General features: G+C 36.8%; 9 protein-coding genes. 7 read left to right on the plus strand and 2 right to left on the minus strand.

What is annotated here, in order from left to right; genetic code table 11:
- Positions 1-20 precede the first annotated feature (20 nt).
- The 4 genes from ACZZZW_RS20270 (at position 21) to ACZZZW_RS20285 (ending at position 7,968) form a co-directional block, all read left to right on the plus strand.
- Positions 21-2,324: an ATP-dependent helicase gene (locus ACZZZW_RS20270; protein WP_055906596.1), complete on the plus strand. Its 2,304-nt coding sequence runs from the start codon at positions 21-23 to the stop codon at positions 2,322-2,324.
- A gap of 211 nt (positions 2,325-2,535) precedes the next feature.
- Positions 2,536-6,075 carry a chromosome segregation protein SMC gene (gene smc / locus ACZZZW_RS20275; RefSeq protein ID WP_463496175.1) on the plus strand — a complete coding sequence of 1,180 codons (3,540 nt, stop codon included), beginning with the start codon at positions 2,536-2,538 and terminating at the stop codon, positions 6,073-6,075.
- Between the two features lie 286 nt (positions 6,076-6,361).
- Positions 6,362-6,571: a hypothetical protein gene (locus ACZZZW_RS20280; RefSeq protein ID WP_055905907.1), complete on the plus strand. Its 210-nt coding sequence runs from the start codon at positions 6,362-6,364 to the stop codon at positions 6,569-6,571.
- Between the two features lie 422 nt (positions 6,572-6,993).
- Positions 6,994-7,968: a M28 family peptidase gene (locus ACZZZW_RS20285; protein WP_463496178.1), complete on the plus strand. Its 975-nt coding sequence runs from the start codon at positions 6,994-6,996 to the stop codon at positions 7,966-7,968.
- Between the two features lie 101 nt (positions 7,969-8,069).
- On the opposite strand, the gene rsmG is transcribed toward ACZZZW_RS20285, so the two are convergent.
- Together rsmG and ACZZZW_RS20295 are read right to left on the minus strand one after the other, a co-directional pair.
- Complete coding sequence (gene rsmG / locus ACZZZW_RS20290; protein WP_055905913.1) at positions 8,070-8,705, minus strand: 16S rRNA (guanine(527)-N(7))-methyltransferase RsmG; 636 nt, start codon at positions 8,703-8,705, stop codon at positions 8,070-8,072.
- Between the two features lie 25 nt (positions 8,706-8,730).
- Positions 8,731-9,948 (minus strand): glycosyltransferase, encoded by a 1,218-nt coding sequence (locus ACZZZW_RS20295; protein WP_463496181.1) that lies wholly within the window; start codon positions 9,946-9,948, stop codon positions 8,731-8,733.
- Positions 9,949-10,070: 122 nt separating this feature from the next.
- On the opposite strand from ACZZZW_RS20295, the gene tgt reads away from it, so the two are divergent.
- Genes tgt through ACZZZW_RS20310 form a run of 3 tightly spaced genes read left to right on the plus strand, consistent with a single transcriptional unit; the run spans position 10,071 to position 13,187 of the window.
- Positions 10,071-11,201 carry a tRNA guanosine(34) transglycosylase Tgt gene (gene tgt, locus ACZZZW_RS20300; protein ID WP_055905916.1) on the plus strand — a complete coding sequence of 377 codons (1,131 nt, stop codon included), beginning with the start codon at positions 10,071-10,073 and terminating at the stop codon, positions 11,199-11,201.
- Between the two features lies 1 nt (position 11,202).
- A complete protein-coding gene (locus ACZZZW_RS20305; RefSeq protein WP_082458671.1) occupies positions 11,203-12,306 on the plus strand; it encodes an LptF/LptG family permease in 1,104 nt (367 codons plus the stop codon).
- 2 nt (positions 12,307-12,308) lie between these two features.
- Complete coding sequence (locus tag ACZZZW_RS20310) at positions 12,309-13,187, plus strand: DMT family transporter (RefSeq protein WP_055905919.1); 879 nt, start codon at positions 12,309-12,311, stop codon at positions 13,185-13,187.
- Positions 13,188-13,276 lie beyond the last annotated feature (89 nt).

Below are 13,276 nucleotides of genomic sequence, written 5' to 3' on the forward strand. Positions count from 1 at the left end.
TCAAAAAAACAGGAGCCGATTTGGATTATTTAGCAGGATTAAACCCACAACAAAGAGCAGCAGTAGAGAACACAAAAGGACCGGTAATGATTGTTGCGGGTGCGGGTTCGGGCAAAACCAGGGTAATTACGTTTCGTGTTGCCCACCTCATTCAAACCGGCACAGATCCTTTTAACATTCTGGTTTTAACCTTTACCAATAAAGCGAGTAAGGATATGCGCGAGCGTATTAGTAAAGTGGTTGGTGCCGAGGCGAAAAACATTTGGATGGGAACTTTTCACTCTGTTTTTGCAAAAATTTTACGCGTAGAGGCTGAAAAAATCGGTTATCCAAACAATTTTACCATTTATGATACCGATGATAGTAAAAGTGTAATCCGTGCAATTTTGAAAGAAATGCAGCTGGATGATAAATTATACGCCGCGAATTTTGTTTTTAACAGAATTTCATCGGCCAAAAATAATCTAATTTCATGGGGAGAATACCAGGCTAACGACCAGATACAGGCAGAAGATATTCAGAATAAACGCCCTTTAATTGGCCAGATTTACGAAACTTATGCCAAACGTTGTTTCAGGGCAGGTGCGATGGATTTTGATGATTTGCTTTTTAAAACGAACATCCTTTTAAAAGAGCATCCGGATGTATTGAATAAATACCAGCAGAAATTTAAATACCTGATGGTGGATGAGTACCAGGATACCAACTTTTCGCAATATACCATTGTAAAAAAACTGGCTGCCGCTTATCAGAATATCTGTGTTGTGGGTGATGATGCACAAAGTATTTATGCTTTCCGTGGGGCCAATATCCAGAACATTTTAAATTTTGAGCGCGATTATCCTGATTTAAAGGTTTATAAATTAGAGCAGAATTACCGTTCTACCCAAAATATTGTGGATGCAGCGAGCAGTATCATCGCGAATAACAAAAATCAGCTCGAAAAAAATGTTTTTTCTGATAACGAACCTGGCGACCGCATTAAAGTATCGAGGGCTTTTACAGATAACGAAGAGGGAAAGCTGGTTGCCGAAGCCATTATTCAGGAAAGGAGCACAAAAGGCTATCAACACAACGATTTTGCCATTTTATACCGTACCAATGCACAAAGCAGGGCTATGGAGGAAGGATTACGCAAATTAAATATTCCATATCGTATATATGGCGGCCAATCTTTCTACCAACGTAAGGAGATTAAGGATTTAATTGCCTATTTCCGTTTAACATTTAATCCTAAAGATGAAGAAGCCATAAAAAGGGTAATCAACTACCCAAAACGTGGTATTGGAGATACTTCTATTGATAAGATTATTGTTGCTGCAGATCAAAATGGCAAAACCATGTGGGATGTAATTTCGAACGCGCACGAATATGTTGATGGCCGTTTAGCAAACCAGCTTAACGATTTTGCCATGATGGTACAAAGTTTTCAGGCAGAAGCGAAAAAGCTCGACGCCTACGATACCGCTTTGTTTATTGCGCAGCATGCTGGTATTTTGAAAGAACTCTATACCGATGATAGCGTTGAAGGACGCGCGCGATACGAAAATATCCAGGAGTTATTAAACGGTATTAAAGAATTTGCAGAGCGTGAAGATATCGAAGAAAAAGGACTGGATATTTTTATGCAGGATGTTGCCCTTTTAACTAACGATGATAAAGATGGCGACAAAAATAAAGATACCGTTTCTTTAATGACGATCCACTCGGCTAAAGGTTTGGAGTTTAAAAATGTATTTATAGTAGGTTTGGAAGAAAACCTGTTCCCTTCTCAAATGTCGTTAACCAACCGGACAGATTTAGAAGAGGAACGCCGTTTATTTTATGTGGCCATTACCCGTGCCGAGGTAAAACTAACCCTTACTTATGCTACCTCGCGTTACCGTTGGGGAACATTAACCAATTGCGAACCAAGCCGTTTTATTAATGAAATAAGTCCGAAATTTTTAGAGTTAGATGTTAAACCAGCCAAATCTACCAGTTTTGAAGGCAGTTTTGATGATGAACGGAAATCATGGACATCGCAGCCTCGCGATTTCATTAGCAAACCAAAGCCAGCTGCAGGTGCAACTGCATCTGCTCCACCAGTACGACCAAAAACAACGTCCTTATTGGCAAAGGCACACGTACCCACCCCTGGTTTTACACCATCACAGGCACACGAATTTCAAGGCGGTATGGAAGTGGAACACGAAAAATTCGGTTTCGGTAAAATCATCAGTTTAGAAGGTACTTTACCAGATGTTAAGGCAACCGTATTTTTTCAGGGTTTGGGCAACAAGCAATTGCTGCTTAAATTTGCAAAACTAATGATTGTAAAATAGCCTTTTTTACCACAAAGGCACCAAGTACATTAAGAATTTCTTCGCTAATCTTTGTGATCTTTGTGTCTTTGTGGTTTATATGAAAAACCTGGGCAACCTACCCTATTCGCTTTTCTCTTTGCATACTTTGCGGTTTAAATTACCCTGGTTAAAACTTGAAAAACCATAAAATTATCCTTAATATTGGTTTCGGTTCTCCCGATCACAAACCATGCAACTTACCAGATTAGAGATTAAAGGTTTTAAGAGCTTTGGCGATAAAGTGACCATCAATTTTAATGAAGGGGTTACCGCTATTGTTGGTCCTAATGGTTGCGGAAAATCCAATGTAATTGATGCGATGCGTTGGGTTTTGGGTGAACAGAGTACCAAAGCCTTACGTTCTGAAAAGATGGAGAACATCATTTTCAATGGTACAAAAAACCGTAAGCAGGCTCAGCTTGCTGAGGTTTCGTTAAGTTTTGACAACACCAAAAATATTCTTCCCACTGCCTATTCGCAAGTTACCGTTACCCGTAAACTTTATAGAAATGGCGATAGTGAATACCGTTTAAACGATGTTCAGTGCAGGTTGAAAGACATTACCGACTTATTTTTAGATACTGGAATCGGCTCTGATAGTTATTCGATCATTGAGCTTAAAATGGTAGATGAAATTATTACCAATAAAGAACACAGTCGCCGTTCGCTGTTTGAAGAAGCATCGGGCATCTCTAAGTATAAATTACGTAAAAAACAGACTTTCAGTAAGTTAAAAGATACTGAAACAGATCTTGAACGTGTTGAAGATTTGCTTTTTGAGATTGAAAAAAACCTTAAAACTTTAGAAAACCAAGCCCGCAAAGCAGAACGTTATTATAAATTAAAAGAGCAATACCGCGAGTTGAGTGTTCAATTGGCTACACACCGGATTGCATTTTTCCGCACCGATTTAAACGCTTTAGAAATCCAGGAGCAAAACCAACAGGTAAACCGCACCGAACTCAATGCTAAAATAGATACTGGTGAAGCTGAGCTGCAAAAGCTTAAATTGGGAAGCATCAATCAGGAAAAAAATCTCTCTGTACAACAAAAGGCTACAAACGAGTTTGTTTCTAAAATCCGTGCTTACGAAAGCGAAAAAAAGGTAAAAAATGAGCAGATGCGTTTTTTACAGGAAAAGGAAACGCGTTTATCTGGCGAACTCGAAAAAGATAAGAACCAGGTTAACCACATTAAATACAACATCAAACGTTTAAACGAAGAGGTAGTAACAGAAACCGAGGTTTTTAACAAACTTGAATCTGATTTAAAAAGCTTAAAAACTACACTTAATACGTTACGCGAACAACAGCAAACTGAAAAAAACAGGATTGATAACCTGATAAAATCTGTTAACGAACTTCAAAACCAAGTGTATCAATCACAAAAAGAGATTGATATCCTGAATATTCAAAAAGATGCTTTGGTACAGGAAACCAACCGAAATGTTGATGATACAGAAACCAAAACATTAGAATTAAAAGCATTTGACCATGCTTTGGCCGAATTAGATATACAGGTGAGAGAAAAGCAGGCCACAATTAAAAACCTCACCGAGGCCGAAGAAATTTTAAAAGAAAAACTCGCCGCTTCAGAAATCAATTTAAGTTCGAACAAAGAAAAACTGGCTACCGAAAACCGGAAAAAGGATGCCAAACAAAATGAATATAACCTCACCAAATCATTGGTTGATAGCTTGGAAGGCTTTCCGGAATCTATCCGTTTTTTAAAGAAAAACAATGCATTTGCTAAAAGTGCCTTGCTCCTTTCGGATATTTTATTTTGTAATGAAGATTACCGCATAGCCATTGAAAATTACCTCGAACCGGTAATGAACCATTATGTGGTAGATCAGTATAGCGATGCTGTTCAGGCGATTAACCTTTTAACCGATGCCAGCCGTGGACGGGCTAATTTTTTCATTTTAGAAAATGTGCCGGATAAAAATCCTGTTATTGGTACTCATGAAGGTTTGATATCAGCTTTATCAGTAATAGAAGTCGACAAAAAGTACCAGAACCTTTGTAATTTGTTGTTACAAAACGTATATATAGCTGTAGCCGACCAAGAAAACCTATTTAAAACAACGCCTACCGATACTTTAACCATTTTGGCCAAAAATGGGAAATATGCACAAACTAAATTTACTTTGGCAGGTGGTTCTGTAGGGTTATTTGAGGGAAAAAGGATTGGAAGGGCTAAAAATTTAGAAAATCTCGCTAAGGAAATTAAGGCTTCAGAAGTTTTGATCAACCAATACAATACGGCAATTAAAACCGAAACTGATCATATTTTTGATTTAAAAGAGGCTTCAAAAATTAATCAGATCAGTGCTTTGCAACAAGAAATGAACCGTTTAAATAACGAACACATTTCGGTTCAAACCCGCCGCGATCAATACCAGGAATTTATCACCACCAGTGAAAACCGCAAGACAGATATTGCGCAAAAAATAGTTTCTATTGAAAAAGCATTATCAGAAAAGTTGCCCGCACTGGTTCAATTGCAAAAAGACCAGCAGGAAGCACACGTAAATTTGCAGGAACAACAACTTAATTATCAGGAAATTGCCGATCAGGTGAATGAAAGTGCAGGTAAATACAATCAGGATAATATCCGTTTTCACCAGCAACAAAATAAGTTATCAGGCTTAGAAAAAGATTTGGATTACCGTTTTGTACAGGAAGAAGCGTTAAACAAGCGCATTGCCCAAAATGATAAAGAATTACAGGAAGCACTCATCCAGGTTACGGCAACATTACAACATACCGATCTTACCGACGATACACTTTTAGAAATGTATCAACAACGTGAAGAAATGGAAAAAGGGCTTGCTGAAGCAGAACAAGCATATTTTACAAGTAAAGGAAGCATTAACGAGGTGGAAAACGACCTGACTAATATCCGTAAAAACCGCGAGGAAACCGATTTCTTACTTACAGAAATAAAGGATAAGAAAAATGCTTTAAAAATTGATCTGAATGCGTTAAAAGAACGTTTGGCTGTTGAATTTAACATAGACATTAACGATCTTTTAGATACCGATACCGAAATAGAAGCTTTAGAGAGTGAATTCGATCTCCGCCAGAAAGTTGAGAAAATGAAACGGCAGTTAGACGAATTTGGTGCCATCAACTCTATGGCAATGGAGGCCTTTAAGGAAATGGAAGAACGATATACTTTTATTCAAAATCAGAAGAAAGATCTTAATGCTGCTAAAACGGATCTTTTGCAAACCATAAAAGAGATAGACGACACTGCTAAAGATAAATTTATGCAGGCCTTTACCCAGGCCCGTGAACATTTTATTGTGGTTTTCCGCTCATTGTTTAATGAAGAAGATAGCTGCGACCTGATTTTATCGGACATTAACAATCCTTTAGAAGCTGATATTGATATTATTGCCCGTCCGAAAGGTAAAAGACCGCTATCCATCAACCAGTTATCTGGCGGAGAAAAAACGCTGACGGCCACAGCGTTATTGTTTTCGCTTTACCTGCTAAAACCTGCTCCATTCTGTATTTTTGATGAGGTTGATGCGCCATTGGATGATACCAACATCGATAAATTCAATAATATCATCCGAAAATTCTCCGATCAATCGCAATTTATCATCGTTTCGCACAACAAACGGACCATTGCCAGCACCGATATCATTTATGGCGTAACCATGGTAGAACAAGGCGTTTCGAGAGTTGTAGCGGTTGATTTAAGGGAAGTGGCGGCGTAAAAGCTTAAAAGTTAAACCTGAAAGACCAAAGCAAAACCTACCATTTCTTCTATTGCGATAAGGCTTTTTAAGCCGATAAGCTGTCCCGGCACAAACTTTTATTAGTTTTTTTTATTAGAAATGAAAGCAACAGCTTTTCTCGGTCTTCAGCCCTGCTGTACACTATAGTCCCGACTTTTTGTCGGGAGCTGCCGTTTCCATCAGGTTTAAAAACGCAATGCTGTTCATTTAACAGTGTTTGAATAGCATAATGAAAAATGTATATTTGTTATAACAACTTAAGGATATGTTAGCTACAGTTAAAGGATATTACGAAAAAGGAAAGATAACGTTGAAAGAAAAAGCACCTGTACAAACAAAAACAGAGGTTATTGTTACCTTTCTTACAGATGAACAACCAGCTATCTTAAAAAGAATTCCGGGTGCGCTGAAAGGTAAAATATCAATCCCAGAAAATTTTAACGATCCTCTAGATGATTTAAAAGAGTACATGTAATGGCATATAATTACTATCTTTTAGATACTCATTGCTTACTTTGGTTTCAGGAAAACAGTGCAAAAATCCCAAAAAAAGTTTTGGATATTATTCAAAACATAAAAAATATCGTTTACTTTAGTCAAATTAGTTCATTCGAAATCTCAATAAAACAATCTCTTGGTAAACTTCCCCACTTCAGTGTAACTGTTGAGGACATTTATAATCAAGCACTTTTAGATGGTTTTACTTTTTTATCAATTGAAAATTCCCCAATTTTCAATTATAATAACGTCCCATTGTTGAATGTGCACAGAGATCCATTTGATCGGTTAATAATTTCTTCAGCGATATGAAAAGATGCTATCTTATTATCCGCCGATGAAAAATTCAAGTTGTATCCAACTATTTTAAAATTGTTTTGGCAGTAATCTATTATAACTATGAAAATTCTATATATCATTCCCTTAGCTATTATGCTAAGCAGCTGTTCATCAGTAAAAAATCAAAACACAGCAGTTTCAGGCAAACTAGATACCCAACTGCTAAAAGATGTGGAAGTATTATCTTCTGATGCTTACCAGGGTCGAAAAACAGGTACTAAAGGAGCAGAAATGGCGCGGGCCTATATTATAGAGCGGTTTCAGAAATTAGGTTTAAAATCATATCCTCAACATGTAAATTACGCACAGGAGTTTACTTTTAACGGAAGATCTGGTGCAAAGGTAAACGGAACCAATATTATCGGATACATACCGGGTAAAAGTAGCAATGTTATAGTGGTATCTGCACATTATGATCATTTGGGCGTAGTAAAAGACGAAGTTTTTAACGGCGCTGATGATAATGCATCCGGAACTGCAGGATTATTAAAAATTGCAGCCTATTTTGCCAAAAACAAACCCAACAACACGATCATTTTCGCCTCTTTCGATGCCGAAGAAATGGGCTTACAGGGTGCAAAGGCATTTGTTTCCAATCCTCCGGTAAACATCAATACAATTGCTGTTGATTTGAACATGGATATGATTAGCCATAGTGATAAAGGTGAACTCTATGTCTGCGGGACTTTCAAATATCCGGATTTAAAGAAGTATGTAGATACGACTAAAACCAACATTAAATTACTTTTCGGTCATGATGATCCAAAACAGGGCCATGATGACTGGACCAACCAGAGCGATCAGGGTGCATTTAACGCTAAAAACATTCCTTTTTTATATTTCGGTGTAGAAGACCATAAAGATTACCACAAAGCTACTGACGAATATTCGACAATCACTAAACCCTTTTTTAGTAATGCCGCTGCCGCCGTACTCGATGTGGTAAAAAATATTGATAAACAAACAGGTCTACAGCAGTTATTAAAGGATAAAATGATTATGATGGATAATCCAAGAAAGTCGGAAAAGTTTTAATTTTCTGAGCGTTGCAGCGTTTAAATTCGTGTGCCAATATAAATGGAATTCATGTTGGTAAAATCGAGCTGGCATCAAATCAAATTGAAACAGCGCATTAATTATTGCGGAACGTAAACCACATATTTAGTTTCAAAGAAATCTTCCTCAAAATAAGCTGAAAGTGGATATAATTCTGCTTTCAGTTTAGATTCTTTAATTTCTTCAGCTAAATCACCACCCTTTAGGTACAAAATTCCATTAGAAATCGCATTTAATGAATCTTTTTTAAATTTACCTTGTATCCATGGATAAAATTCGCCTAAACGTGTAACCGCTCGTGATACAATAAAATTAAATTTCTCCTTAATCTGCTCTGCCCTTAAATGATCAGCCCTTAAATTTTCCAAACCCAGGGCCGAAGCCACTTCTTTCACAACTTTAATTTTTTTTCCGATAGAATCCACTAGGTAAAATTCTGTTTCAGGAAACAGAATGGCTAAAGGAATGCCTGGGAACCCTCCTCCTGTACCTACATCTAAAACCGATTCGCCCGCTTTGAAAGTGCAAACTTTCGCAATCCCTAATGAGTGTAACACATGGCGTTCATATAACTCTTCAATATCTTTTCTTGAAATTACATTGATCTGTGCATTCCAAAAGCTATATAATTCAAACAGTTGCGAAAACTGTGCAATCTGTTTTTCGCTTAAATCTGGGAAATATTTTAAAACGATATCGGGCTTTACATCAAGCATATTGTAGTTACTAAAGATTATTGAATTATTTCCAGTTTACTTTTTTCTTGCCAAACATGGCTAAAAATCCATTCAAAGTTAAAAATAAGAACAAAAGTATATCTAAAATCGGGAACCACCAACGTAAATCGCCATAGTTTAAGCGTTTTAGCAGTTTTGGGTAGATAAAACACCTGATGATGATACTCAATCCAATAATTCCAAGGGCAATGTATTGTGCTTCGCGACTAAAAAACATACCTGCCGCAAAGAAAGCGTAAAATAAAAATTGGAACACTATCTGCAGACTTAAAATAAACTTATGCTTTGATTTATATAATTTACCCGCTCCGAAATGACGCTTTTTCTGCCTTAAATAACCTCCCCAGGTATTATTGGGTACGCTCCAAACATGGCTATCTTTGTTTATACGGATTTCCGTATTGTATTTATTGGCGTGTGCATTTACAAACAAATCATCATCTCCGGAAGGGATATGCATATGTGCGGCAAAGCCTTTATTCTTAAAAAAAAGCGATTTTTTATAGGCCATGTTTCGTCCTACACCCATATAAGGCATTCCCTTTAAAGCAAACGATAAATAATTAACAGCTGTAAAAAAGGTTTCAAAACGGATCAATGCATTTAAAAGGCTTCTTTTTTTCATGTAAGGCGAATAGCCCAAAATAATTTCAGTATTTTCATCTGCCGATGGTTGCATATCCAATAACCAACGTTGAGAAGCTGGCTCACAGTCTGCATCCGTAAAAACCAGCCAATCATACTTAGCAGCCTTTATGCCCATGGTTACCGCGAACTTTTTACCGGCAATAAATTTATCGTTATCTAAAATTTTAACCACTTTAAGGTTACTGTATTTTTTTTCCAGCTGCTCTAAAAACTCTTCTGTTCCATCCCATGAGCGATCGTTAACCACCACAACTTCAAATTCGGGGTAATCCTGGTTAAAGAGCGAAGGCAGATACTGTTCTAAATTTTTAATTTCATTTCGGGCACAAACGATTACACTTATCGGTTTTCGGGCTGATAATGGAACCTCTTCGATACTTACGGTGGCCAATCTTAAATGAACAAAAAGTACAAAATACAGCTGAACCAAAAGGCAAAAAGCCAATATAGAGAGCAGAGTAATTTCAAGCGGAGTTAATATCACGATGGTTAAATAAATAGGCGCAAATTTCTCATTTTTAATCTGTAAAACACTTTTATGTGGATAAAAAATTAAACAAAATAATGCCCTCAATTTTTGCTATTTTTGGCAGATTTTCGACGAGAAAAAACACATATAAACCATTTACCATCAAAAAAAAGTATTTGATGTGAAGTAGCTCCAATTTACAACTGGAGGAAAATAAATAGAAACAGATGAAATTTAGTTTACAGGCTAACGATCCTTTATCAAAAGCCAGGGCCGGAACAGTAACAACTGCGCATGGCGAAATACAAACCCCTATTTTTATGCCTGTGGGCACTGCCGGAACAGTAAAAGCGGTGCATCAACGCGAACTTAAGGAGGATATTGACGCAAAAATTATTCTTGGCAATACCTATCACTTATATTTAAGACCAGGATTGGAAATTCTTGAAAAAGCGGGTGGCCTACACAAATTTATAGGCTGGGACCGTCCGATTTTAACAGATAGCGGAGGTTACCAGGTTTATTCTTTAAGTAAAGTGCGTAAGATTAAGGAGGAAGGCGTTACTTTTCATTCTCACATTGATGGATCAAAACATCTTTTTACGCCCGAATATGCAATGGATATTCAACGTACCATTGGTGCTGATATCATTATGGCTTTTGATGAATGTACGCCTTATCCGTGCGATTATACTTATGCTGCTCAATCGATTAAAATGACGCACCGTTGGTTAAAACGCTGCTGTGAACGCTTTGATAGTACCGAGCCTAAATATGGTTTCGATCAAACACTTTTTCCGATCGTTCAAGGTTCTGTATATAAGGATTTACGCATAAAATCTGCAGAATTTATTGCCAGTATGGATCGTGAAGGGAATGCGATTGGCGGTTTATCTGTAGGTGAGCCTGCGGAAGAAATGTATGCCATGACAGAAGTGGTATGCAATATATTACCGGAAGAAAAACCACGTTATTTAATGGGTGTGGGTACACCGATCAATATTTTAGAGAATATAGCGTTGGGCATTGATATGTTCGATTGTGTAATGCCAACAAGAAATGCAAGAAACGGAATGCTTTTTACCCGGAATGGCATTATAAACATCAGAAATAAAAAATGGGAGAATGATTTTTCTCCATTAGATGCGGAGAGCGATCTTCATGTTGATTTAGTAACCAGTAAAGCTTATTTAAGACATTTAGTGCACAGTAAGGAGATGCTTGGCGCACAAATTGCTACCTTACATAACTTACACTTCTACTTATGGTTGGTAAAACAGGCCAGAGAGAAGATTATTGCAGGTGAATTTTACGAGTGGAAAAACAAAATGGTTAAAATATTAGGCAATAAGCTATAAAATGAGTCTGTTAAAAGGGAAAATAAAAATCATCGATCAATACATTATCGGTAAATACCTGGGTACATTTATTTATACCCTGGCCATTTTCGTAATCATTATTGTTGTATTCGATCTATCCGAAAAGATGGATGATTTTATGAAAAGCGGATTAAGTTTTTGGGGAATTCTTTCCAAATACTATGCTGGTTCCATTCCTTTTTACGTGAATATGCTTTCACCACTGATCAATTTTATTGCTGTAATTTTTTTTACGGCAAAGATGGCCGATCAAACTGAAATTGTTCCGATTTTAAGTGGTGGAGTGAGTTTTAATCGTTTCTTATTCCCTTATCTGGTATCAGCAACAATAATTTTCTCTGCCAATTTATTATCCAATTTATACATTTTACCGTATACAAATACCTTAAAAAATCGTTTCGAAAACACCTATGTTAAACGGAACGATCCTTCTACAAAGTCGAACATCCACATGAAACTGGATGATAAAACGTATATCTACATTGATAATTTTGACAACAAAACAAATTCTGGATATCGTTTTTCTTTAGACAATTTCAATGGCGATATCTTAACTAAAAAAATTATAGCCGAAAACATTAAATGGGATTCACTTAAACGCAAGTGGCAATTAAGCAATTACTCGATCCGCAAGATTGACGGGCTTAAGGAAACGATGATTTACGGTAACGGAAAACTGAAAGATACCATTCTGGACATGCGACCTGATGATTTTTCTGCTTACGACAATGTGGTTCAGAACTTAACTACAAAAGAACTGACAGAGAAGATCAGAAAAGAAAAAATCCGAGGAACAGGTGTAATGAATGATCTTCAATTTGAAAAATACAAGCGGTACCTGCATCCACTTTCGGCTTTCGTGCTAACCCTTATTGGGGTAGCTTTATCATCACGTAAAGTACGTGGCGGCGTTGGAGTATCATTAGGAATAGGAATCTTCATAAGCTTCGCTTATATCGTGTTTAATCAGTTTACACAGATGTTTTCTACCAAAGGTGGATTACCTCCTTTTGCCGCTGTAATAATGCCTACGCTATTCTTTGGTCTTTTAGGTTTTTACCTGCTCAGAAAAGCACCAAAATAACAATGGAAGCAACGAAAAAGAATTTATTAATCCTTCACCTTACCGTTTTTGTTTGGGGCTTTACCGGCGTATTGGGCAAAGTTATTTCCATTGATGCTGTACCCATGGTATGGTATCGTGTATTGATTGCAACCACTACCCTTTTTGCATGGTTTTTAATTACCAAGAAAAACATCAAGATTACCAAAAAACAATTTTTCCAGTTCTTCTTAACTGGCGGAATTGTAGCCATCCACTGGATATTTTTCTTCCATGCCATTAAAGTTTCTACCGTTTCTGTTACTTTGGTATGCCTTTCTTCATTCACATTGTTTACTGCGATATTAGAACCGCTGATTAAAAAACAACCTATCCAAATGGGCGATATCTTAATCGGTTTGTTGATTATTTTAGGCATTTATATGATTTTTAAATTTGAAGGTCAATATACTTTAGGGATCATTTTCGGTTTGCTGGCGGCAGTAGCTTCAAGTTTATTTTCGACCATAAATTCTACATTGGTACAAAAAAGCGAACCTGCTATTATTGGATTTTACGAGCTGGTTGGTGCGCTTTTCTGGATTACTTTATACCGTTTATACGACGGTACTTTACTGCATACGCACTTTAATCTGAGCACAAAAAATTGGTTCTATCTTATCCTTCTTGGTACGCTCTGCACATCAGTTGCCTACGTTGCTGGTGTTGCTGTAATGCGTACATTATCGGCCTTTAGAGTTGCGCTTATTACCAACCTTGAACCAGTTTATGGAATTATACTGGCCTTTATTTTCTTTCAAAACAAGGAGCAAATGACGGGTGGTTTTTATATCGGGGCAACTATCATTTTGGCTTCAATTTTCTTATATCCGATCTATAAAAAAAGAAAAAATCAACTGTAAACAAATCCTTCCAAAACACTATAAATTTTTATAAGAGTCATTTAATCTTTCTTAAAATAATTTAGGAAAATTACTACTTGTAATGTAAG

This window comes from Pedobacter sp. AC379, assembly GCF_979258145.1.

Coding starts and splice junctions, on each gene's coding strand:
- ACZZZW_RS20285 (WP_463496178.1), top strand. CDS start 6,994: ATGAAAATTCTATATATCATTCCCTTAGCTATTATGCTAAGCAGCTGT.
- smc (WP_463496175.1), top strand. CDS start 2,536: ATGCAACTTACCAGATTAGAGATTAAAGGTTTTAAGAGCTTTGGCGAT.
- ACZZZW_RS20280 (WP_055905907.1), top strand. CDS start 6,362: ATGTTAGCTACAGTTAAAGGATATTACGAAAAAGGAAAGATAACGTTG.
- ACZZZW_RS20305 (WP_082458671.1), top strand. CDS start 11,203: ATGAGTCTGTTAAAAGGGAAAATAAAAATCATCGATCAATACATTATC.
- ACZZZW_RS20310 (WP_055905919.1), top strand. CDS start 12,309: ATGGAAGCAACGAAAAAGAATTTATTAATCCTTCACCTTACCGTTTTT.
- tgt (WP_055905916.1), top strand. CDS start 10,071: ATGAAATTTAGTTTACAGGCTAACGATCCTTTATCAAAAGCCAGGGCC.
- rsmG (WP_055905913.1), bottom strand. CDS start 8,705: ATGCTTGATGTAAAGCCCGATATCGTTTTAAAATATTTCCCAGATTTA.